The organism is Dehalococcoides mccartyi CG5, from assembly GCF_000830885.1.
Lineage (GTDB): Bacteria > Chloroflexota > Dehalococcoidia > Dehalococcoidales > Dehalococcoidaceae > Dehalococcoides > Dehalococcoides mccartyi_B.
In genome coordinates this window covers 263258-286279 of the sequence record NZ_CP006951.1, presented here as the reverse complement: position 1 = coordinate 286279, position 23022 = coordinate 263258, and the positions used below count along the sequence as shown (strand labels likewise).

At 48.1% G+C, this 23022-nt stretch carries 25 protein-coding genes and 1 tRNA gene; 10 read left to right on the top strand and 16 right to left on the bottom strand.

From position 1 onward, the window contains the following. The first annotated feature begins 20 nt into the window (after positions 1 to 20). The 3 genes from X794_RS01420 to X794_RS01410 all read left to right on the top strand — a co-directional run bounded on the left by X794_RS01420 (position 21) and on the right by X794_RS01410 (position 2398). Entirely contained in the window at positions 21 to 1277 is a 1257-nt protein-coding gene (locus X794_RS01420) for a CCA tRNA nucleotidyltransferase (protein ID WP_011308931.1), read from the top strand. Next, complete coding sequence (locus X794_RS01415) at positions 1264 to 2073, top strand: potassium channel family protein (RefSeq protein WP_034376721.1); 810 nt, start codon at positions 1264 to 1266, stop codon at positions 2071 to 2073. Before X794_RS01420 ends, X794_RS01415 begins: the two co-directional genes overlap by 14 nt. Positions 2074 to 2158: 85 nt before the next feature. Further along, positions 2159 to 2398: a hypothetical protein gene (locus X794_RS01410; protein WP_011308929.1), complete on the top strand. Its 240-nt coding sequence runs from the start codon at positions 2159 to 2161 to the stop codon at positions 2396 to 2398. Between the two features lie 78 nt (positions 2399 to 2476). Here the strand turns inward: X794_RS01410 and X794_RS01405 are convergent, their stop codons facing one another. The 9 genes from X794_RS01405 to X794_RS01365 form a co-directional block, all read right to left on the bottom strand. Beyond that, positions 2477 to 2974 (bottom strand): rubrerythrin family protein, encoded by a 498-nt coding sequence (locus X794_RS01405; RefSeq protein ID WP_034376723.1) that lies wholly within the window; start codon positions 2972 to 2974, stop codon positions 2477 to 2479. A 55-nt stretch (positions 2975 to 3029) separates the two neighbouring features. Continuing rightward, a complete protein-coding gene (ispE, locus tag X794_RS01400) occupies positions 3030 to 3884 on the bottom strand; it encodes a 4-(cytidine 5'-diphospho)-2-C-methyl-D-erythritol kinase (RefSeq protein ID WP_011308927.1) in 855 nt (284 codons plus the stop codon). After that, a complete protein-coding gene (gene rsmA, locus X794_RS01395) occupies positions 3878 to 4753 on the bottom strand; it encodes a 16S rRNA (adenine(1518)-N(6)/adenine(1519)-N(6))-dimethyltransferase RsmA (RefSeq protein WP_011308926.1) in 876 nt (291 codons plus the stop codon). The genes ispE and rsmA overlap by 7 nt, the downstream gene beginning before the upstream one ends. A 19-nt stretch (positions 4754 to 4772) precedes the next feature. Continuing rightward, positions 4773 to 5504, bottom strand: coding sequence for a metallophosphoesterase family protein (locus X794_RS01390; protein WP_011308925.1), 732 nt, complete (start codon positions 5502 to 5504; stop codon positions 4773 to 4775). Positions 5505 to 5631: 127 nt separating this feature from the next. Continuing rightward, positions 5632 to 6234 (bottom strand): class I SAM-dependent methyltransferase, encoded by a 603-nt coding sequence (locus X794_RS01385; protein ID WP_011308924.1) that lies wholly within the window; start codon positions 6232 to 6234, stop codon positions 5632 to 5634. Next, positions 6234 to 7154, bottom strand: coding sequence for a prenyltransferase (locus X794_RS01380; protein ID WP_012984173.1), 921 nt, complete (start codon positions 7152 to 7154; stop codon positions 6234 to 6236). The genes X794_RS01385 and X794_RS01380 overlap by 1 nt, the downstream gene beginning before the upstream one ends. Further along, a complete protein-coding gene (locus X794_RS01375) occupies positions 7138 to 8232 on the bottom strand; it encodes an iron-containing alcohol dehydrogenase (RefSeq protein WP_034376725.1) in 1095 nt (364 codons plus the stop codon). Before X794_RS01375 ends, X794_RS01380 begins: the two co-directional genes overlap by 17 nt. A gap of 1 nt (position 8233) precedes the next feature. After that, positions 8234 to 9001: a class I SAM-dependent methyltransferase gene (locus X794_RS01370; protein ID WP_011308921.1), complete on the bottom strand. Its 768-nt coding sequence runs from the start codon at positions 8999 to 9001 to the stop codon at positions 8234 to 8236. Between the two features lies 1 nt (position 9002). Beyond that, on the bottom strand, positions 9003 to 9779 hold the full coding sequence (locus X794_RS01365) for a ubiquinone/menaquinone biosynthesis methyltransferase (RefSeq protein WP_011308920.1): 777 nt from the start codon (positions 9777 to 9779) through the stop codon (positions 9003 to 9005). A gap of 291 nt (positions 9780 to 10070) precedes the next feature. Between X794_RS01365 and thiL the strand changes: the two genes are divergently transcribed. From thiL to ndk, 4 genes are read left to right on the top strand one after another with little or no spacing between them, the layout of a single operon-like run. Beyond that, a complete protein-coding gene (gene thiL / locus X794_RS01360) occupies positions 10071 to 11081 on the top strand; it encodes a thiamine-phosphate kinase (RefSeq protein ID WP_034376726.1) in 1011 nt (336 codons plus the stop codon). Next, on the top strand, positions 11078 to 11569 hold the full coding sequence (tsaE, locus tag X794_RS01355; RefSeq protein ID WP_011928821.1) for a tRNA (adenosine(37)-N6)-threonylcarbamoyltransferase complex ATPase subunit type 1 TsaE: 492 nt from the start codon (positions 11078 to 11080) through the stop codon (positions 11567 to 11569). Before thiL ends, tsaE begins: the two co-directional genes overlap by 4 nt. After that, the gene (locus X794_RS01350) at positions 11547 to 12917 is read left to right on the top strand and encodes a bifunctional tRNA (adenosine(37)-N6)-threonylcarbamoyltransferase complex dimerization subunit type 1 TsaB/HAD family hydrolase (protein WP_034376727.1); all 1371 of its coding nucleotides are present in this window, start codon (positions 11547 to 11549) and stop codon (positions 12915 to 12917) included. The genes tsaE and X794_RS01350 overlap by 23 nt, the downstream gene beginning before the upstream one ends. A 9-nt stretch (positions 12918 to 12926) precedes the next feature. Beyond that, positions 12927 to 13355, top strand: a complete 429-nt coding sequence (gene ndk / locus X794_RS01345) for a nucleoside-diphosphate kinase (RefSeq protein WP_011308916.1) — start codon at positions 12927 to 12929, stop codon at positions 13353 to 13355. Here the strand turns inward: ndk and rsfS are convergent, their stop codons facing one another. Beyond that, positions 13356 to 13700 carry a ribosome silencing factor gene (rsfS, locus tag X794_RS01340; RefSeq protein ID WP_011308915.1) on the bottom strand — a complete coding sequence of 115 codons (345 nt, stop codon included), beginning with the start codon at positions 13698 to 13700 and terminating at the stop codon, positions 13356 to 13358. It lies immediately after the preceding gene. Between the two features lie 119 nt (positions 13701 to 13819). Here rsfS and X794_RS01335 point away from each other — a divergent pair, with 119 nt between their 5' ends. After that, positions 13820 to 14650 (top strand): TIM barrel protein, encoded by an 831-nt coding sequence (locus X794_RS01335; protein ID WP_034376728.1) that lies wholly within the window; start codon positions 13820 to 13822, stop codon positions 14648 to 14650. 71 nt (positions 14651 to 14721) lie between these two features. Further along, positions 14722 to 16536 (top strand): ATP-dependent zinc metalloprotease FtsH, encoded by a 1815-nt coding sequence (gene ftsH, locus X794_RS01330; protein WP_012984168.1) that lies wholly within the window; start codon positions 14722 to 14724, stop codon positions 16534 to 16536. 335 nt (positions 16537 to 16871) lie between these two features. Here ftsH and X794_RS01325 read toward each other — a convergent pair whose 3' ends face one another. The 4 genes from X794_RS01325 to rsmI are packed head-to-tail and all read right to left on the bottom strand — an operon-like array spanning position 16872 to position 20602. Further along, positions 16872 to 17852 (bottom strand): polyprenyl synthetase family protein, encoded by a 981-nt coding sequence (locus X794_RS01325; RefSeq protein WP_226988256.1) that lies wholly within the window; start codon positions 17850 to 17852, stop codon positions 16872 to 16874. A 15-nt stretch (positions 17853 to 17867) separates the two neighbouring features. After that, the gene (gene metG / locus X794_RS01320; protein ID WP_011928814.1) at positions 17868 to 19529 is read right to left on the bottom strand and encodes a methionine--tRNA ligase; all 1662 of its coding nucleotides are present in this window, start codon (positions 19527 to 19529) and stop codon (positions 17868 to 17870) included. An 8-nt stretch (positions 19530 to 19537) separates the two neighbouring features. Beyond that, on the bottom strand, positions 19538 to 19753 hold the full coding sequence (locus X794_RS01315) for a hypothetical protein (RefSeq protein WP_011308910.1): 216 nt from the start codon (positions 19751 to 19753) through the stop codon (positions 19538 to 19540). Between the two features lie 24 nt (positions 19754 to 19777). Next, entirely contained in the window at positions 19778 to 20602 is an 825-nt protein-coding gene (gene rsmI, locus X794_RS01310) for a 16S rRNA (cytidine(1402)-2'-O)-methyltransferase (RefSeq protein WP_011928813.1), read from the bottom strand. A gap of 261 nt (positions 20603 to 20863) precedes the next feature. Here rsmI and X794_RS01305 point away from each other — a divergent pair, with 261 nt between their 5' ends. Further along, a complete protein-coding gene (locus X794_RS01305) occupies positions 20864 to 22009 on the top strand; it encodes a GuaB3 family IMP dehydrogenase-related protein (RefSeq protein WP_015406932.1) in 1146 nt (381 codons plus the stop codon). A gap of 78 nt (positions 22010 to 22087) precedes the next feature. On the opposite strand, the gene X794_RS01300 is transcribed toward X794_RS01305, so the two are convergent. Next, a complete protein-coding gene (locus tag X794_RS01300; protein WP_034376729.1) occupies positions 22088 to 22858 on the bottom strand; it encodes a hypothetical protein in 771 nt (256 codons plus the stop codon). A gap of 28 nt (positions 22859 to 22886) precedes the next feature. Then, positions 22887 to 22961 (bottom strand) — tRNA-Thr (locus tag X794_RS01295). Between the last annotated feature and the right edge of the window lie 61 nt (positions 22962 to 23022).

The window sequence follows — 23022 nt, the reverse complement described above, 5'->3', positions numbered from 1 at the left end:
TGTGCTATAATTGGCCGTAAATGAATGCGGAAGAGCTAAAGAGTTTTTTAAAAAACCGCTTGCCACCGGAAATAAACCGGCTTATTCTGCATGCAGCTGAACTTGCCGCCAGCCAAAACCTGCATCTTTATCTTGTGGGCGGGCTGGTACGGGATTTCCTGCTGAATAAAACCCCGAAAGATGCGGACCTGGTGCTTGCAGCCAACGCCATAAAGTTTGGGCAAGGCCTGCTTGAGGGATTTAATTATAAAGCCACCCTTCACCCCCGTTTCAACAACCTTTCGGCAGATATAAACGGCTTCAAACTGGATATTTCCACTGCCCGAAATGAATTTTACCCTGACCCGGGTAAACTGCCTGAGGTACTTGAAGGCGATATCAAGGCAGATTTGTTTCGCCGTGACTTCAAAATAAATGCTATGGCCCTAAGCCTGAGCCCCCAAGATTTCGGTTGCCTTGTAGACCCCTACAACGGGCTTACAGACCTTAAACAGCATAAACTTAGCGTACTCCACCCCAAAAGCTTCAGGGATGACCCCAGCCGCATCTGGCGGGCTTTGCGTTATTCAGAGCGCCTTGGCTTCGATATCTCAAGCGAGACCCTGACCCTGCTTCAGCGTGACGCCCAGCTGATACCTTTGATAGGTGCCGACAGGTTGCGGTATGAAATGGAATGCATTTTTAAGGAAGCCAAACCTGAGAATATTTTACTCAAGGCAGAGGAAACAGGTGTTCTGAAAAACAGCCTGCCGTTTATAAAGGCTGATAATTGGCCGGCAGACAAATTTGCCGAAGCCAGAAATATGTACGGCGAAAATGTATCTCCCGAAATATACCTCTGCCTGCTTTCGGTACGTCTGGATAAACCTCAGGCAGAAGCCTTGATAACCGGTCTGCACCTGAGCAAGTATATCTCGGCATGCCTGCGGGACTACCAATGCCTAGCTGAACATCTGGCAGAACTGGGCAGGGTTGACCTTAGTCCCAGCCGATTGTACGGCATACTGGTGAAGTGTAAAAAAGAGGCCAGACAGGCATTTAATATCGCTAACGATAACCCGATTGTCAGAAAACACCTGATGCTTTTTCAGGAAGAATTATCAGGCATAAAGCCATGTCTAAAAGGAACAGACCTGCTCACACTGGGTTTTGCACCCGGCCCGGATATCAAGACAGTACTTGCCGAACTGCTCAATCTGAAACTGGACGGAAAGATTCCCAGCCGAACAGACGAAATAGATTATGTAAAACGGAGACAGGCCGATGACCAAGTATAATCTAATGAAAAAGGTTCATAACCTGCTTACTTTCGGCTTTGACAGCCAGCCCCGCCGGTTTATCAGCTGGTTTATTATCAGCCTCATCTGTTTAAATGTGCTGGCGGTTATACTTGGTTCGGTAGATACTATTGGCCGGGATTATCATGACCTGCTCTTCGGCTTTGAGATATTTTCAGTAGCGGTATTCAGTCTGGAGTACATTTTACGGGTTTGGAGCTGTACCGTTGAACCAAAGTATTCCCACCCTTTTACCGGCCGGATACGTTTTGCCGTATCTCCGCTGGCACTGACGGATTTGCTGGCTATACTGCCCTTCTACCTGCCATTCCTTATACACGTAGACCTGCGTTTCTTGAGAACCCTGCGGCTTTTACGGTTATTCCGTTTGGGACATTTGAAACGTTTTAACGAAACCTCCCGCATGATTCTAAACGTGCTCCGCGAACGCAGAGAAGCCCTGATAATATCTTTTGCCATTATCCTGCTGCTTATTATCTTTACTTCCAGCCTGATGTACTTTGTGGAAAACCCTGCCCAGCCGGAAGTGTTTAAAAACATACCTGATTCCATGTGGTGGGCTGTTATGACCATGACTACTGTAGGCTACGGTGATATCTACCCCATTATCGCACTCGGAAAGCTTCTGACCAGTATAATATCCATACTGGGGCTGGCCACTTTTGCATTACCTACCGCCATTTTGTCTGCCGGATTACTGGAAGAATTCCAAAATAAAAAAGAAATTCATGAACATATCTGCCCCACCTGCGGTCAGGAGATACCAAAAACCTGAACCTTGAGGTTAATCTGGCATAAAAATATCTTCACAGACCTTATGGGTATATACTGATTGGGTAAATAAAAAAGTGGAGCTGACATTGCAAATAAAAAAAGACCTGGCATTAACCAATAAACTCCTGTCACAAGGTATGGTTTCCACCCGTGACCCCGAAACCGGTTTTAGATATATAATTTGTGCCAGCTGCCCCAATGACGGCGGAGACGGAACTGTATCCCGCATTGACCGTAAGGACAACGTGGTAGAACGGGTGCTTTTCTGCTGCAGTACCTGCGGGAAAGAGTTTGCGGTAAAACCGGAAGATATTTTTCTTGCCTAACCTTAGTCCAAACAGTCTTATAAAACAGATTGGGGAAGTGATATCACTTCCCCAATCTGTTTTATAAAGAAGATTAAGCTAGACTAACTTGAAGCTGGAGGCAGGCGCACCGCATATGGGACAGCGGGCAGGTGCCGCACCCGGCACGGTATTGCCGCAAACCTGACATACATAATAGACCTGGTCTTCAGCCCGGGTACCGGATTTTACTTCTTTCAGTGCCTCATCAAACAAACCGTGGTGGATTTTTTCTACCTTGTTGGCGTGATTAAAGCTAAGCAGTGCCGCTGAGTTTCCTTCAGTTTCGGCTTCTTTTATAAAGGACGGATACATACTGGTAAATTCATAACTCTCACCCGCAACCGCCTCTTCCAGATTGGCAGCTGTATTTCCCACTCCTTTTAAGACGTTAAAGTGGTTTCGGGCATGCACAGTTTCAGCCTCGGCCGCAGCCCTGAATAAACGGGCTACATGGGCAAAACCCTCTTTTTCGGCTTTATCGGCAAAAAAAAGATATTTGCGGTTTGCTTGGCTCTCACCGGCAAAAGCAGATTTCAAATTTTCGGAACTGGGCATTAAAAACACCTCCTTGATATTTGTATATCTTTATATAATACCCCGACCGGGTTTTTCAATCCAGCGGCCCTAAAGTGGACACCAGATAGGCCTGATGCCCTTTTTGGCACAGGTTATGGTATATCTTTTCAGCAGTGTTTTTATCTTTAAGCAGGGTGAACAGGGTCGGTCCTGCCCCGGCTAAAGATATCTGGTAAGCCCCTGCTTCCAGAAACTGCCAGCGGTATTTGACCAGTTCGGGGAAAAGCTCAAAAGCTACTTTCTCAAAGGCGTTAAAACAAAGGCTGAGGCTGAGCTTACCCTGACAAATACTTTCCAGCAGCTTGTCACTTATCTCTCCGCTGGTAAAGCTATCCGGGCGCAAATTTCGGTAAAGGGCAGCAGTTTTATCAGCCGGCATATCAAGCGCCGGCACCAGTAAAACCGCCCACATTTGAGTAAGGGTAGGCAGAGGAGTTACTGTTTCTCCCCGCCCTTCCATCATGGCCGTACCGCCCATTATAAAAAACGGCACGTCAGAACCCAGCTCTGCACCTATCTCCATCAAACGCCAGCAGGGATAACCGCACCCCCAAAGCTTGTTAAGTCCTTTCAAAACAGCCGCCGCACACGAACTGTCTCCCCCCAGCCCGGAAACCAGTGGAATACGTTTGGCTATTTTCAGGTTTACCCCTGTGTTCTGCCCGCATCTTTCACTAAACAGTTCCACTGCTTTTGAAACCAAACTAAGGTCAGCCTGCCAGTCCTGGCTGTCTGAACTTATATGTACCGTTTTAGAAGGGCTGAAAGACAGGCGGTCACACAGGCTTAGAGACTGGATAATGCTTCGCAATTCATGGTATCCGTCTTTTCTGCGGTATAGCACTTCCAGACTAAGGTTGACTTTGGCAGGAGCCAGCAATGTCAGCATGGGTTGCCCGCATATTCCAGGCATAACTTTTTCCATTCCTCCATGCTCAAAGTCTCTGCCCGGCGGGCAGGGTCTATACCTGCCCCGTTTAATAGTGACAATATAACCGGTTTGGATATGCCAAGTCCCTGTGCAAGTGCATTAAGCAGTGTTTTGCGGCGGGTACCAAAACCGGCTCTGGCCAGTTTGAAAAAATCAACCTCAGACACCCCTTCCATAATGGTTGTCTGAGGGATAACAATCTTTACTATAGCTGAATCTACTTCCGGAGGGGGATAAAAAGCCCCGCCCGGCACAACCGATACCAGTGAAGGGTTGCCATAAAAACGAACGCTCAGGGTCAAAAGCCCCATATCCCCTGTTTTGGCAACTATGTTTTTGGCTACTTCCTTCTGGACCATGACCACCATTGATTCCGGCTTGAGTTTTGCTTCCAGAAACTGGCGGAGTACAGCTGAAGTAATGTAATAAGGCAGGTTGGCTACCAGCTTGTAAGGAACATCTTGACCCAATATCTCTTCAGGGCTGGTTTTAAGTATATCCGAATGGATAAGCCTGAAATTGGGGTAGCCTTTAAATTTTTCGGTCAGAGCATCTATAAGCTTGTCATCCAGCTCTACCGCTATCACCTGTCCGGCTCTTTTCAGGAGTTCTTCAGTCAATGCCCCAAGACCGGGGCCCACTTCAATAACCGTATCGGTCGGTTTCAAATCTGCGGCCGCAAGTATTTTGTTCAGCACACCCTGACTTATCAAAAAATGCTGCCCCAGCCCTTTGCGGGCTTTCAGGGTATAGCCCTCCATCATCTCTTTGGCCTGAGCCATAAGCGAGGGGGCGCTGGCAACTAACAGAGGCACATCTTTTTCCATGTACCCCTATTATAAAGATTTAACGCCCTTTGCTCAATCGTGCTGATAAAAACGGGGGTAATTTGGCTTTTTGCATCTTCTTTTGGGTAGCAGGAATGTTATAAGCTACCCTGTAAAGGCAGAAAGTGCGGGCTTCATCATTGTAAATACCATAACTGGCCTGCGGGTTGCCGTCTCTGGGCTGGCCGACACTGCCGGGATTTATGATAAGATTTGTCTGGCGAAGAGGCTGCATACTCCCTGCCATTAGGGGCATACCGCGGCAGATCCCGTTTTGGCCGGTAGTAAATACATAGGGCATATGGGTATGCCCCACCAGACAATAAGGCGTCCGCATAAGACCGAAATTCTCGGATGCAAGCTGAGGGGTAGTAATATAATCCCACACCGGTCGTTTGAGACTGCCATGTACCAAGCTAAAATCACCCACGATAAGCATTTCGGGCAATACAGCCAGGTAATCAATCATGTCTGAAGACAACTGGCTTCTGGTCCATGCCAGACAACGGGCGGCTTCCAGTTCAAACAGGGAGTGGTTTATCTTGCCGGCTACTGCCAGGTCATGGTTGCCGGCTACTGCCAAATGTTTGTGGTTCATCAGAATTTCCAGACAGGCTGTCGGGTCAGGGCCGTAATTTATAATATCTCCCAAACACCATATCTCGGTAGCGTCACGTTTATAGGCATCTTCCAGTACGGCATTTAAAGCCTCCAGATTAGCATGTATGTCCGCCATCACCGCATAACGCATCCCTAATGATACCATAAGGGCGTAATTTGTTAAGGGGGCACTGTCCATTTTTGGCTATCTTTATTGAGGACAAAACAAAACAGGCTCCAAAGAAGCCTGTTGTAATATATATCTAACCTTTATTTGTTTAAGCAGGTCTTACGGCCCGCACAAATACAAATACCCCTCTGACTGCTTCCAGTTCCTCCACCTCAAAACCGGCTTCGGTTAGAAGTTTCCGCCATTCCTCCAGAGTATGCACCCACATAATATTGTGCTCAACAGGATAACGGTAAATAGTATTGACTATCAGGGAATAAAATTTGTTTTTGGGCTGGTAAATATCATAAATAGCCACTTTACCACCGGGCTTCAGGGTGCGGAAACATTCTGCCAGTACCTTGCCAAACAATTTGAATTCATGGCTGGCGCTGGAGCAATAAATACGCTCAAACTCCCCATCCTCAAAAGGCAGGTGATAAGCATTACCCCGCACCAGAGTTTTATTGGGGCGTTTAGTGCGGTCATTAAGAGCCATCATCTGAACAGACTGGTCCAGCCCCACAATCCGCTTCGCCTCTATCTTGTTAGCAATATATCCGGTACCGGTGCAAAGGTCTAACACACTAAATTCAGAGGTATCTTCGTTCAGCATACGGTTACGGGCACTTTCAAATGTGCCCAGCATAAACATACGGGTTAAAAATTCGTATACCGGGGCAACTTTTTCAAAAAAACTGGGCGCTACCATTATGTCAACATCCCTATGGCCACCGTAGCAGTTGTGACCGAATATATTATGACCATCAATTTATTGGCCATGGCTACCTTTATGGGGTCATCGTAATAGCGGTGGGCAATCCTGACGGCCATAACTGCCAGAGGAATACCGCCTAAGGCTATGGCAGAGAGTGGCGGCATCACCCCGCTAAAAACAAGCGCCAGTATATAGGCATACAGAGCTACCAGTGAAATAATAAACAGATTTTTGGCATTTTTAGGCCCTAACCGATATGTCAGGTTACGTTTTCCGGCTGCCCGGTCTTCTTCGTAATCCGGTATCTCATTGATAAGTATCATGGTCCACATGCATAAACCCGGTATGACACCTATTAGAAGCACATCCCAGCTAACCATGCCGGTGTGGACAAAATAACCCCAAGCGGTTAGAACCGGTCCGTATCCAAGAAGCATCACAAGTTCGCCCAAGCCGTGGTAGGCCAAACGTAGAGGTTTGGCGGAATAGAGTATGGAAATAGTCGCTCCGATAATGGCAATCCACATAACTCCCCAACCCATGTCCAGCGCCATGTAAATGGCACACATCAGGGCAAAGAGATACAGCCCAAAGATAACCATCAGAGACTGGCGGGGTTTTATGAGGCCGCAGGTAAATACCCCGCTCCCTCCGGAGAAAGGGTTTTTGGCATCTATGGGTTTGCAGTCAGTACCATAAACATAATCAAGGGTATCGTTGAACATGGTAAGACCTATCTGGACAGCTGCAGCAGCTGAAAAAGCCACTATAAAATTGGCCACATTAAAGGTACCCTCGGAAAAGGCTAAAGCGCCGGCTATTACCACCGGCATTACACCCTGAGGTAAAAACTTAAGGCGGGCGGCCTGTATCCAGTCCTGAAAACCCGGACGTTCGCTAGTAAGCGCTTTCAAGAACCTTCTTCAAAACCTCTTCAGAAACCTTAGTACCTATTTTACCATTTTCTTTGTGGAAACGGGTAAAATCTTCAAGCAGAAAGAAGTCTGTACGGGCAGTACGGCGTTTGTTGTCATAGCGAAGGGCTTCCAGCACGCCCTCCAGAGGAACATCTGCCGGAATGCGGGTCGGCAATCCCAGCTTCTTGAAAATACGCTCTATTTTGGCGGCCAGTTCAGGTTTCATATAACCCATCTCACAGGAAAGGGCGGCTTCCGCCACCATGCCAATGGCAATGGATTCACCGTGAAGAAGCTGACCGTTTTTAATAATCTCTACCGCATGGCCTATGGTATGCCCAAGCTCCAGCTGGGGATCAAGCTTGCCCTCAAAGGGGTCAATCTTCAGAAGCTCCAGTTTAAGCTCTATGGTATGGCGGGAAATATAGTCTATCACCTTCGGCGAATAATCACCGGCATGTTCTTCTATATAGTCAAAAAAGGTGGATTCCTGACACAAGCCGTGTTTTACAGATTCGGCCAAACCGGCCCGTATCTGGCGTTCGGGCAAAGTACGCAGAAAATCAAAGTCTATAAAAACAAACTCGGGGGCATAATACTGACCGAACAGATTCTTGCCCATTTTGTAATTCACGGCCTGTTTTTGACCAATAGCACTATCTATCTGGGCAACCATGGTGGTAGGTATATGGAAAAAGCGCAGACCACGGAAAAGGAGAGCTGCGGTAAGGCCTCCCAGATTTCCTACTACCCCACCCCCCAGACAGACAATAACGCTGGACTTGGTAGCCCTGAGGTCAAGGATTTTGGAGCCGATATCTTCCAGCGTAGACAATGTCTTGGAGGCTTCACCGGCAGGGAAAGCCAAAATATGGGTTTCAGCCACGCCGGCAAGCAAGTTCTTGATTTTATCCTTGAGGATATTTTCAAGATTGGAATCGGTAATAATAAAAAACTTGTCCGCATTCAATTCACGGGCACATCCAGGCAGGCTATCCAGTATGCCACTGCCTATATATACGTGACGGGTACGGTTATTGCCAATGTCATAAGCCAGTGTATCCACTTTACCCATTTTAACTCTCCGGCTTATAGGCCACTGTAAGTGTACCCATACCGCCGCTTTGATAGCGGGATTTGATATTTATAAAACCCTGATTCTGCAATATGGCAGTTATCTCAGCGTTGCTGGGCATGGCCAGCACCGAGTTTGCCAGATAACGGGCAGACTTTTTTTCCGTGCCGATTATCCGTGCCATTACGGGCATCAGATTTTTCAAGGCAAAGAGATAAATACCTCGCATAGGCTGTTTTTCAGGTTTGGTCATATCTTGCAGAACCAGCAGACCACCCGGTTTTAGTGCCTTGAAAATATTAGCCGCAGCCAAATTTTTATTGGCAAAATTGCGGAAAGCGAAGCAGGTACCTATAACATCGTACTTGGCGTCTCCGTAGGGTATTTCGGCATCACCCACCCAGAATTTCACACTGCGATCCGCAAAATTTTTCTTGAGACGGCCTTTGGCCACTTCTACCATTTCAGGAGTAATATCAAAGGCGTCTATATCCACATTTTTCATGTACCGCAGGGTATTGAAGGTAACAAAACCGGTACCGCAAGCAAGGTCCAGCATTTTTACCTGCGGCATGTTGCGGGTATAAGTCAGTATCTCCAGAACCATCTCTTTGCCCCAGCGGCGGTGAATACCCATACCCATAATGTCATCGTGCAGGTCATAGTGTTTAGCCTGAAAGCCAAACAACTGGAGCATATAACGCTTGCGGGCCTGAGCCTCTTCAGACTCGAAGCCGGGGTCTTTCACACTTACATTTATACTGCTCATTTTATTCTGATTTCTCCGGTTTAAAGCCCCAGATTACGCAGGCAATACCCAGTGACAAACTCTTGTACTGGCATTTTTCAAAGCCCTTGCTTTCCATCAGTTTAGCAATCTGCCCGTTAGTGGGCATCATCATGGCAGATTTATAAAGCCAGCGGGCAGCTGATTTTTCAGTACCCAAGATGCTGGTGAACAAAGGCAAAACGTACTTCATATAGAATATATACAACCCGCGCATGGGATGGTGTTCGGGTTTGGTAAGGTCCTGAATAATAAACAAACCACCCGGCTTAAGAGCGCGGAAAACGTTCTCGGTAGCCAGCCCTTTGTTGGCAAAGTTGCGGTAAGCAAAACTGGTGGTTATCAGGTCGTATTTATTTTCGCCAAAGGGAACTTCGGCATCACCCTGCCAGAACTTGATACTGCGCCCCTTGAAATATTTTTCATAGCGTTCCTTGGCAACCGCCAGCATATCCGGGCTGATATCAAAGGAATCTATGTCAATATTCTCAAAGTTCCGGGCTGTATTGAAAGTGACAAAACCGGTGCCGCAGGCCAAATCAAGCATTTTGGTGCTGGTACGGCCTTTCATAAACTTGCCGATTATTTTAAGAACGGTCCGCATCCAGAAACGGTGGGCATAAAGCCCGAAGACATCATCGTGGAAATCATAGTTTTTTGCTTGAACTACGAACAAGTCAACCATGTACTGTTTACGTTTATGCGCCTCTTCAGAATCAAATCCGGGGTCCTGGATAGGCGCTTCGGCCAAACTACTCATCAGCTATCACCTTTTGAAGCATTTATTTAGATGTATACTATATCTGAAGTCATTGAAACGGAGAGTTAAACAATGACAAAACTCAGCTTTTTTGAGTAAGTGCCAAATAAAAACGCCATATTGATGGCGATTTCAAAGACCAATCATATTCCTCAATGTATTAATTGTCAAGGTTAAACCCCTTCGCAACCCATACGTAAGCCAAACCTGAGAAACCGCCCCGTAAATTTTACAAAATGGCTATTTCCGGCACTGCAGGCATCAGCTAAAAAATGGTATAATCTCTGCATTATGAAGGTTTCTGACATAGGCGAATGCCAGCTGATAGACAGACTGAACATTCTTTTGCACCAAAAGCCTGATGAAAATACCCCTGCCCGTGAAAACCTGATACTGGACATTGGTGATGATGCCGCTGTTTTTCTCCCCCGGGGATACCAGCTGGTCACCGTAGACAGCCTGATTGAAAACGTACATTTCAACCGAAGCATGCTTAATTGGGTAGATCTGGGTTACAAAGCGCTGGCTATAAACATGAGCGATATTGCCGCCATGGGCGGGCTCCCCCAGTATGCCGTAGTGAATATTGACCTGCCGCCGGATACTCTGGTTTCCAGCGTAACAGACTGCTATAACGCTATGTACAGTCTGGCTAACAAATACCAGACTGTAATAATAGCCGGGGATACCAACCAGTCTTCTATTATAAATCTGGCTATTACCCTGCTGGGTTCGGCGGAAAACCCGTCCTGCCTGCTTACCAGAAATGCCGCTCAGGCAGGACAAAAAATAGCCGTTACCGGTTATCTGGGCAACGCTGCTGCCGGTTTGGATATGCTTTTAAACCAAACCGAAGTTACAGATGAAAGCCGCCGGATATTTTACCGCTCTTTTTACCGCCCTGAACCGCGTATTAATGAAGCCCGGTTACTGGTCAACGAGGGCGTCCATTGCTGTATAGATATAAGCGACGGGCTGGTGACTGACCTTGGGCATATACTCAGGCAGAGCCGGGTAAGTGCCAGAATAGAGCTTGATAAACTGCCACTCCATCCCAGCCTGCGCCTCAGTTACCCTTTGCAGGCCCAAAACATGGCACTCTACGGGGGTGAAGATTACGAACTATTATTTACCGCCTCTGCCAAGGTGATAGAGCAAATATCGGTGCAGAGCCATATACCGGTTACTATCATAGGCGAAATTATTCCGGGTAAACCGGAGGAACTAAAACTAGTGGATAAAGATGGGAGGGCCCTTCAGCCGGAAAAGAACGGCTGGGAGCATTTTAAAAAACCGAAATGAACCAACTTGAACTGGTGAGTCACAGTACCCAGCAAACCCAGGATCTGGGAAAGATAATAGGTGAACTGGCATCAGCCGGGGATATTATCTTCCTGGTGGGAAACCTTGGAGCAGGCAAAACGAACCTGACCCAAGGATTGGCAAAGGGGCTGGATATTACCGAAAATGCCTTGAGTCCTTCGTTTGTGCTGGCCCGCGAAATGTACGGGCGTCTACCTTTGTACCATATAGATTTATACCGTCTGGACCTGAGTGAAGAGATAGAAGAACTGGGTCTGGAAGACTATTTTTATGGCAGCGGAGTAACTGTGGTAGAGTGGGCTGACAAAGCCAATGAGCTGCTGCCCCCGGAAAATCTGCAGATAGAGATAGCCTATCTGGATGATGATACACGGAAACTGACCCTGTCTGCCTGGGGTATCCGCTATGAAGAGCTGTTAAATGAGATTGCACAGAGGGTAAAGGATGCCGGTTTTAATAGCCATTGATACCGCCACCCCGGATACCGGGCTGGCTATACTTAGAGATAATGAAATAGTTGCCCAGTACAACTGGCTTAGCCACCAGAACCAGACTGTGGAGCTGTTGCCCCGGCTGGACTGGCTGCTTGAGTCTGCAGGGCTTAGCCTTAAAGATGCCACCGCCATTGCGGTTTCCATCGGGCCGGGCAGTTTTAACGGCCTGAGGATAGGCCTCAGCACTGCCAAAAGCCTGGCCTACACTCTTGATATACCTCTGTGCGGTATCGGCACGCTGGAACTGGCTGCATACCCATATCTGGCAAGCGGGCTTACGGTATGGGCACTGCTGCCTTCGGGACAGCAGGAATATGCTGCGGGAGCTTATACTAAAAACGGAGCAGATTTAAAAGAAGAGATTAAACCCCATATCACCAATCTGGCTGATTTAGCCGCTAAAATAACCGAACCTTGTGTTATCTGCGGGCCGATAAGCCAAACCGTCCAGACCGAACTCAAAACCCTGCTTGGGGACAAAAAAACAGTATTTGCCCCGGCAGATATACGCCCCTCAAGGGCAGTATCGCTGGCAAGGCTGGCTAAAAAGAGGATTGAAGACGGCCTTACAGATAATTCTGCCGGTCTGCAGCCGCTTTATCTGCGCCGCCCCCAGATATCCCCCCGAAAACACCCCACTGGACTGCCGCTTTCCCAAAACAAAGCGGTTATCTGGGATATGGACGGAGTGATTGCAGATTCCGCCCCTCTCCATTTCAGGGCATGGCAGACTACTTTTACTGAAATGGGTTACACTTTTTCCGAAGCAGATTTTTACCGCACCTTCGGTTTGCGAAATGATATGATAATTTACTCTGTACTGGGGGAAAAGTCAGAGGCGGATATTATCCACACTCTGGCTGACCGCAAGGAACACCTGTTCCGTGAATATGCCGGACAGGATATAAAAATATTTCCCGGCGTAATGGATTTGCTAAAATCCCTGAAAGCGGCCGGCTACCGGATGGCGATTGCGTCTTCGGCACCGCTGGCTAATATCAAGCTGGTTATGACCAAGCTGGGTATAGGTGACTACTTTCTGGCCACAATCAGCGAAAAGGATGTTACCAAGGGCAAGCCAAATCCGCAGGTATTTTTGCTTTCGGCCGCCAGACTGTGTGCCAGACCGGAGGAGTGTCTGGTTATAGAAGACGCACCCGGCGGGGTGGAAGCGGCTAAAAAAGCCGGCATGAAGTGCCTGGCTGTTACCAACAGCCAGCAACCAGAGACCCTAAAAGAGGCCGATTTGATAGTTGACACCCTCGGCAAAATTGGTGTAGAAGATATAGCCGGTTTTATAGGTTCACCCGGCGCTAAATAAAGGAGAAATATGGAAAGAACACTTTTACTGGTTAAGCCTGACGGCGTTAACCGCGGTCTGTCCGGTGAAATTCTGGGCAGAATGGAAAAACTGGGATTAAAACTAATCGGACTGCGGATGCTCCAGATGGATGCTGTTCTGGCTGACAAACACTATGCCCCCCATCGGGCACGCCCCTTCTTCAAGGATTTAGTCACTTACATCACCTCCGGCCCTATTACAGCCGCTGTTTTTGAGGGCGAAAATGCCGTTGAAAAAATGCGCAAAGCTATGGGTGCTACTGACCCTGCCAAGTCTGAAAAGGGTACTGTAAGGGGAGATTTGGGTATAAACATAGAGCAGAATACTGTTCACGGCTCAGACTCAGCTGAAAATGCCAAACATGAAATAAGCCTGTTTTTCAGCGAAAGCGAACTGGTAAACTACGACCGCCGTTAGTTACTGTATAGCAACCAGTTTGGGGGCATTCTCCCAGAGACGGTCCAGCTTGTAGTAACTGCGTATTTCGGGAGTGAATATATGGGCAATCACTCCGCCGAAATCAAGAAGTATCCAGCCTGAATCCGCGTCACCTTCACGGTGGCGCGGGCCTATTTTAAGGGGTTTCAAGGTCTTTTCAACTACATCTGCAATAGCCGAAAGCTGGCGGCCTGAAGCACCGCTCATCAGCACAAAATAATCACAGTAACTAACCAGTTCCCTGACGTCCAGAAGGACTATATCTTCAGCCTGTTTCTCACTGGCCATGCTTACCATCTGCCGGGCAATATCTATTGATTCCAAGTGTATCCTCCCCAAAAATCTGTTTTAAGTATAGCATACAACCCTTTGAGGTCTGTAATACGGGCAAAACAGGCCTGCGGTTTTTTAAATACCGGACATATCTGATATACTTAACCTCTATGGCAGGTTTACTTTTCGGCACCGCCGGCATTCCCTACTCCACCCCCAAACACACCACCCAGAATGGAATTCACAGGGTGGCGGAACTGGGGCTGGACGGCATGGAAATAGAATTTGTCCGCGGGGTATATATGAAAGCCCCGGATACCAACCCGGTCAGAATCCTTTCGGATCTTCTGCGTATAAAACTGTCTGCCCATGCCCCGTACTATCTGAACTTTAATGCAGTTGAAGAAAATAAAGTCAAAATGAGCCAGCACCTGCTTTACCAGTCTGCCAAAATGGCTCACCTCTGCGGGGCAGGGTCACTGGTATTTCACCCCGGTTTTTACCTGACAGACTCGCCTTCTGCTGCCTACGAATCCATACGGGATAATATCCGCCCTGTTGCCAGCCGTCTTCAGGAAGAAGGCTTTGATATAACCCTTCGACCCGAGGTAAGCGGTAAGGTGACCCAGTTCGGAGACCTGAAAGAGACTATGGCACTGTGCAGTGAAATACCCGGCCTATTGCCGACTATAGATTTTTCCCACTATCATGCCCGTACCGGTAAATACAACTCCTATTCAGAGTTCAGCTTTATGTTAAGTACCATGGTTGACTATCTGGGTGAAAACGCAGTTCTAAATATGCATATACACGTTTCGGGCATAGACTACTCTCCCAGAGGGGAAAAACAGCACCTGAATCTGGCTGATTCAGATTTCAATTACAAAGAATTGCTGCTGGCTCTGAGAGACAGGGGCTGTGCAGGGCTGGTAATATGTGAAAGCCCTAATATAGAAGAAGATGCCCTGCTCCTGAAAGAGACCTACTTCTCTCTGGCCTAAAGACGCCAAAATCCTTATATGCTATAATTTACTTAATATGTCCCTTATTACATGAAATTTTGAGGTACCAAATGAATTCAAATTGGAAACGCAGCACCATTATTTATGTCGTGATGCTGGTGGCTATCATAGCAATCTTTTCGTTTCTGGTGCCGAATGCCCAGAAACCGGAGGAAGTGCCTCTGAGCCAGATAATAACCCTGTCTCAGGAACACAAGATTGCCGAAATTACAGTTGACAGCGAAACCATAGAGGTAACTACCACTGACGGCACAAAACTGTCCACCGTAAAGGAATACATTGCCAGTATTTACGACATTGAAGGTCTGGACCTGACTGATGTCAAGGTAAATATCCAGCCGGCGGGCGGGCTGGACTGGGGCACTATGATTCTTACCTATCTGCCCTTCCTGATATTCGGCGGTCTGCTTATCTTCATCTTCACCCAGGCAAGGGGCGCCAACAATCAGGCTGTTTCATTCGGCCGGTCCAAGGCCAAACTCTTCAATATGGACAAGCCCACCATCACCTTTGCCAATGTGGCCGGGGTAGATGAAGCCAAACAGGAAGTAGGCGAAGTTGTTGAATTCCTGAAATCCCGTGAGAAGTTTCAGGCACTGGGTGCCCGCATTCCCAAGGGTATTTTGCTGATAGGACCTCCCGGTACAGGTAAAACCCTGCTGGCCAAGGCTATTGCCGGAGAAGCAGGCGTACCCTTCTTCTCTATAAGCGGCAGTGAATTTGTAGAAATGTTTGTGGGTGTAGGTGCTTCAAGAGTACGTGATTTGTTTGATCAGGCTAAAAAGAATGCCCCCTGCATTATCTTCATAGACGAAATAGATGCTGTCGGACGCCAGCGCGGCGCAGGCTTGGGCGGCGGACATGACGAACGGGAACAGACCCTTAACCAGATACTGGTGGAGATGGACGGGTTTGATACCGATACCAGTGTAATAGTAGTGGCGGCAACCAACCGTCCTGATATACTTGACCCGGCCCTGCTCCGTCCCGGCCGTTTTGACCGCAGAGTAGTGCTGGACAAGCCGGATATAACCGGACGTGAAGCCATACTAAAAATCCATGCCAAGGGCAAACCTCTGGCAGATACGGTTAACCTGGAAAATTTGGGCAAGCAGACAGTCGGTTTTTCAGGTGCAGATTTGGCAAACCTTCTTAACGAAGCCGCCATACTGGCCGCCCGTAAAAACCGCAAGGTAATTGAAACCGAAGACCTTGAGGAATCTATTGACCGGGTTATTGCAGGGCCTGAACGCAAGAGCCGCCGCATAAGCACCCAGGAAAAAGAAGTAACCGCTTACCACGAAACCGGACACGGGCTGGTACTTCGGTTGGTGCAGGGTGCTGACCCCGTCCACAAGATATCAATTGTGGCCAGAGGCATGACGCTGGGGCATACCCGCCAGTTGCCCACTGAAGACCGCTACCTGATGACCCGTTCCCAGTTCAAGGGCATGATGGCCGGGCTTCTAGCCGGCTATGTTGCAGAAGAACTGACCTTTAAAGAACTCTCCACCGGTGCTTCAGATGACCTGCGACGGGCTACCGATATTGCCCACAAAATGGTCACCAGCTACGGTATGAGTGACAAACTGGGGCCGCGCACCTTTGGCAACAAAGAAGAAATGGTCTTTTTGGGACGCGAAATATCCGAGCAAAAAGATTACGGCGAGAAAATAGCTGACATGATTGACGATGAGGTTCATGGGTTGATTGAAGAAGCCCACCAGAAAGCTAGGAAAATACTGACCGAAAATAAAAACCGTCTGAAGTTCATTGCCGAAAAACTGGTAGAAAAAGAAACTCTGGAAGGGGTTGAGCTGGAAAGCCTGTTTACAGGTGAACTTCCAATAGCTGAATCTACTTAAATCAATATTGCCCTAATCAAAAAGCCACCCCTGAAAAGGTGGCTTTTTTGTTTGCATCTATAAAATTACGTCTATAAAAGAATACCCGCCCGTCAGGCAAAAATGCCTTCCAGCCAATCCCAGATTTCACCCAGGTGGGTTAGGACAAAGATAATCACAATAAGGGCTAGAATACTTCCCAGACAACCCATTAATTTCATCTTGAGTCTCCTTGTCAGTTTTTACGTTTAAAAATACCTTCAGCCAATTCCAGATTTCACGCAAATGGGTAAGGACAAAGACAACCAGAATAAGGGCTAGAATATTTACAAGCAATTTCATCTTGAGTCTCCTCGTCAGTTTTTACGTTCAACTATAAATTCGGCCAGCTGGTAGAGAGATTCGCGGGCAGCCGTTTTAGGCAGCTGTGACAAATTTCGGCAGGCCAAATCAGCATAGCGTTTAGCCTCTTTATAACTAAGGTCTATGATATCTGATGAATTTATCATCTCAACTGCTTTGGCAACATGAGGGATACGGTCAGTAGCATTAAGCATATCCTTGATGGGGTTATTATCCGGATAACGATCCATCAGGAGCAGGGCCGGCAAAGTAACTGTGCCGTTATTCAGGTCTGAACCTATCGGTTTGCCCATATCCTTGGCATTACCCACAAAATCCAGTATATCATCTACTATCTGGAAACTTAAGCCCAGATTATAGCCGTAAGAACGCATTATCTCTTCGTCAGACGGTGAGGCATCCGCCAGTATAGCCCCGCCCTTAGTAGCCATTACAAAAAGGGCAGCCGTCTTGCCGGATATTCTTTCCAGATAGTTTTCATAGCTCTGGTCAGGGTTAAAACTGGCATAAGCCTGTTTAAGCTCTCCGGAGGCAATTATCTGCAGGGTTTGGGAAAACAGGGTGACTATACCCATATTGCCGGTTTCAGCCGCTGTTTCGGCGGCATGGGCAAACAGGAAATCTCCTAAAAGTATAGCCTTCTCCAGCCCCCAGACAGCGTTAACTGTCCGGCGTCCGCGGCGGGTATCAGCCTTGTCAATAGCGTCATCATGCACCAGTGTTGCTATGTGAAGCATTTCGGAAGATGTAGCCAACGGCAATACTTTTTTTATGCCGGCACCGAAGCACATGGCAGACAGCATGGAAAGCGCCGGTCTGAGCACCTTGCCCCCTACTAGAATATAGTCCAGCATTTCCGCCATTTCGGGAAAAGACTTCTTGCGGCTTTCGGATACCAGTTTAAATTCGTCCTCAACCCCTTTGAGGCCTTCGTTTATAGGTGCGTAGATAGAGCTAAGTTTCAACAAAACCATGCCTCCTGGTAAATACTAAAGCCCCATACGGGCAGTCTCTTCTTCCACAACCGAATCTTCCAGCTTCTTGAAAAGCGGCTCCGGCGGGGTCAGTTCCTGCCCGACCACCGGCATTTTAAGTATCCAGCCTTCTTTTTCCAATTCAGACCCGAAACCAAGATAAGTGCTTAGGCGTCCCGAACTCTCCGGCAAGAACGGGTAGAAAGCCACCCGAAGGCCGGAAAGTGCCACCATGGCCACGTATAAACTGCGGGCAGCGGCGGCTTTGTCCACCTTTATTTCTTTCCAGGGGGCCTTTTCATCCAGATAGCGGTTTGCCTCCTGAGCCAGTGCCATAGCCAGCCTTATTGCCTCGCGGAAATTACAGTTATACAGGGCTTTATCAGTTTCACAAAGCATAGCGGCAGTTTTTTCAATAAGCGTAAGGGAACGTTCATCCAGCTCGCCGTATTCCGGCACTTTATTGTCATAATTGCGGCAGACCATGGTCAAAACACGCTGAGCCAGATTGCCGTAAGTGGCTACCAGCTCATCATTGTTGCGGCGGACAAATTCCCTCCACGAGAAATCCGTATCCGAACTTTCGGGCATATTGGCCGAAAGCAGATAACGCAATGTGTCCACGCCGTAACGGGAAAGTACATCATCCACCCAGATGGCATTATTGCGGCTCTTGGAAAATTTCTGTGACTCGGTAGTCAGGTATTCGTTTGAAGGCACATCATACGGCAGATTCAGCCCGCCCTTGCCCATCAGCATAGCCGGCCATATAATGGTATGGAACGGGATATTGTCCTTGCCTATAAAGTAATAGCTCTTGGTATCTACGCCCCAGTACTTCTGCCATGCATTAGGCTGGCCTTTGGAAGCCGCCCATTCTTTACTGGCGGACAGGTAGCCGATGACAGCCTCAAACCAAACATACAGGCGCTTGCCTTCGTAACCCGGCAGGGGTAAAGGCACGCCCCAGTCCAAATCACGGGTAATAGCCCGGTCTTTCAGACCTTCTTTCAAATAACGCAGGGTAAAATTTAATACATTGGTACGCCAGTGGGTTTTGGTCTCCACCCAGCGGATAAGTTCTTCTTCAAATGCCGATAGTTTCAGGAAGAAGTGTTCAGTCTCCCGGAATTCAGGTGGATTGCCGCAGTTTTTACAGCGGAAATTCAAAAGCTCGGCCGCATTTAAGGGTTTGCCGCAGTTGTCACACTGGTCACCGCGGGCACCTTCATATTTGCAGTGGGGGCAAGTCCCCTCCACATAGCGGTCAGGCAAAAAACGGTTGCAGTGTGAGCAAAACGGCTGGCAAACCGTATTTTTATAAATATAACCTTTTTCGTACAAGCTAAGGAACATTTCCTGAGCGGTTCGGGCATGGTTGGCAGTGGCAGTTGAAGTATAAAAATCCCAGCTTATGCCCAGCTTCGGCCACGAGGCCATAAACCGCTGGTGGTAACGCTCAGCCACTTCGGCCGCAGTGATGCCTTCCTGTTCCGCCCTGATGGTAATGGGAGTACCGTGCATATCCGAACCGGATACCATAAGCACTTCGTCACCACGGGTGCGGTGATAACGGGCAAAAATATCTGCCGGCAGATAAGCGCCGGCAACATGCCCCAGATGCAACTGGCTGTTGGCGTAAGGCCAAGCCACACCAATAAATATTCGTTCGCTCATTTATATCCTCAGGGCAGAAAGGTTAGAATTCTCTCGCCTTTTTCTTCTTTGTAGCTGGCATACCCTTTCTTCAGGGCACATTCCACGCAATAATGAACGGTAGTTCCTTTATCTACTTCTTTGCCGTTTTCTTCATCTACCGCCAGATAACGTTCAGGATAGGGAACAGTATTGTTGCAACCGGTGCAAACTACCTCTCCCAGTGAAATACATCCTCTCCTCATGAAACACCTCGCAAATTTTACCTATTATAAGGCCTTGTCAATTTTAAGCCAAGCCCGATAGATTTCTTTTTTAGAAAGCCCGTTTTTTTGGCTAACCAGAGCCACTGACTCTTTGGCTGACTTGCCCTGTTTTTTTAACAGCCCAAGTTCACTTATTATATCACCTGTCAGTTCGGGCTGAGCCGGAATTTGCCTGTTACCCTCCACCACCAGCACAAATTCACCCCTTGGCTGGCTAAAATGGCTGATAGATTGGCTAATACTGCCACGAAATATTTCTTCGTATATTTTGGTAAGTTCACGGCAGACAGATATCTGGCGGTCTCCCAGTACTTCTTTTATGTCAAGTAAACAACCCTGCAAACGGTGGGGCGCTTCCAGTATCACAATGCTTGCCCCAAGCATCTCTACCTCAGAAAGGGCTTTCCTGCGTTCGCTTTTCTGGCGCGGCAAAAAACCCAGATAGCTGAAACTGCCGGAATCCAGCCCGGATACCGCCACCGCCGTTATCACCGCCGAAGCCCCCGGTACAGGCACAACCTTTATGCCGTTTTCGTGGGCGGCTTTGATAAGCTCATAACCGGGGTCTGAAATACCGGGCATGCCGGCATCAGAGACCAAAGCCACATCCCCTTCCCTTAGAACCTCTAGTATATAATCCAGCTTTGAAAGGCGGTTATGCTCAAAATAACTGGTCAGGGGCGTTTTTATATTATGGGCAGAAAGCAGTTTACGGGTGTGGCGGGTATCCTCAGCCGCAATCAGCTTTACTTCGGAAAGCAACCGAAGCGCCCGGAGGGTGATATCCTCCAGGTTGCCGATGGGTGTTGCTACTACATATAAAGCCATAACCTTATTATTGTAGCAGAATAAGCCCAAAGGCTAAACTGGCTGCCAAGTTCAAACCCACCCAATTAGTAATAATACCAAATATTTCGGTATACGGCATCAAGCATCACTCCCCTAAAAAGCAACTGACAAACAAAACCCGTCATAGATTACTATCTACTTTTCAACCTGACTCAGGGTTATAATAGAAATGAATATCTTGCCTTGACTTGACTTTGCCGGCTCTGATATAGTTCATGTTTAATAGTAAGGAGAGCTGAGATGACAGTACCAGAATTTAAAACCCTCAGGCGTACCTACGGCTTTGACGAGGTAGCCATTGTCCCCGGCGGGTTAACAGTTAACCCCGAACAGGTAGAAGTTGATTTTAAAATCGGCGACATTAACTTCTCTATTCCGTTTATTGCTTCTGCCATGGACGCCGTAACCAATGTGGATACCGCTGTTGCCATGAGCAAAATGGGCGGCTTGTCCGTCTTGCATCTGGAGGGTATTTATACCCGTTATGAAAATCCTCAGGAAATTCTGGACCAGATTATATCCAAGCCCATTGATGAAGTAACTTCCTTCATGCAGAAGGTTTATACTGCCGAGCCTATTAAGGAACACCTGATTTCCAAGCGGGTAAGCGAAATAAAGGCCAAAGGTGGCATCTGTGCCGTTTCCCTGATGCCTGCCAATGCCAAAAAGCTGGCCCCCGTAGCAGTTGAGGCCGGAGCGGATATTATATCTGTAGCCTCCACTGTTACTTCAGCCCGCCACGTCTCCAAGAGCAGCCACGGGCTGGTTTTTGAAGAATTTGTAAAGATGATTAAAGTCCCGGTACTGGTAGGCAACTGCGTCAGCTATCAGGCCTGCCTTGAGCTTATGCGTACCGGCGTTCACGGCGTAATAATAGGCGTTGGCCCGGGTGCCGCCTGCACTTCACGTGAGGTTTTGGGCATTGGCGTTCCCCAGATTACCGCCAGCATGGATTGTGCCGCCGCCCGCGAAACTTACTATAAAGAAACCGGCCGTTATGTGCCTATCATTACCGATGGCGGCTTCAAAAAAGGCGGTGATGTCTGCAAGGCTATCTGTGCAGGTGCTGATGCCGTCATGCTGGGTTCACCGTTTGCCAAGGCTACCGAAGCCCCCGGACGGGGTTACCACTGGGGCATGTCTCACCCTCACCCCTCACTACCCAGAGGTACCCGTATCAAGGTGGGCACTACCGGGAGCTTGGAACAGATTCTGTTCGGCCCCACTTCCGTTACTGACGGAACCCAAAACCTGGTGGGCGCCCTCAAGACATCTATGGGTGTCTGCGGTGCTTCCAATATCCGCGAAATGCAGCAGGTTGAAATGGTTATTGCTCCGGCTATTACCACCGAGGGTAAAAGCTACCAGCTCTCCAAGTGTCAGTAAAAATATTCTGTATAAAACAAAAAGGCCGGTTAAAACCGGCCTTTTTTATTAGCTCAAACCCAACCTTAAAACAGGGCGCTATTCTTCATCATCTTCGTCAGGTTCTTCGGGCTCTTCAGGGGAGACTGATTCGGAAGCAGGCATTTTTATGGAAGGCACAATGGCGCTCATATGTCCGCGCTTGCGTTTGGCCGCCCACTCTGCCCCGTCTATAATGGTGCGAAGCCCGCTTAAGCCTTCACTGCCATTTGTCAGTACGCCATCTATACCCAAAGCCCAGAGTGCCTGAAGCTCCGGCAAACTGATATTTGCACTTACCCTTACCAAAAAGGGTTTTGACAGGATATCTGCAAAACGCTGATAGAGCATAATCTTCCGCCAGCTGAGAGACAAAACATCCGGCTGGCCGTCTACAATAACCGCCCCCACTGACAGACAATCCGCCGCCCTTATCATAAAATCAGTCAGATTATTTTCCAGCATGATTATTTTACCGGTCTTTTCAAGAGCGGTTAAAGGCGATACCTCGGCATCAGGGCTGAAAACCACAAAATCAGCACCGGCCTTGGCCATCTTTTCAGCTTCATCGGCTTTATCACCCAGCATTACGCCCCAGACGGTATCTCCCAGTAAACCGGCGGCTTCTTTCAGTTTTTTGGCACCGGTTTTGCCGGTGGAAAGAAGTACTACATCTGCCCCGCCAAATACTTCTTTGGCAGTCAAATCTTCAATGCCCAGTTCCACCGCCAGCAACATTTTGGGCTGGGGAGCAGAGGCAACTGCATTAAAACCCATAGGGCGCACATAGCCCTTGGATACGTTCTTAAGCCTGTCTATAAATTTGCTCATTCTAGCTTCATACCTCATCAAAAATGAATGGAGCCAGCGAGAGGATTCGAACCTCCGACCGGCGGTTTACGAAACCGCTGCTCTACCTCTGAGCCACGCTGGCGCAGGCAATAGTATAGCATAACGGATATTTCCGTCACTACCAAGAGCAGTTCCGCAGAGCC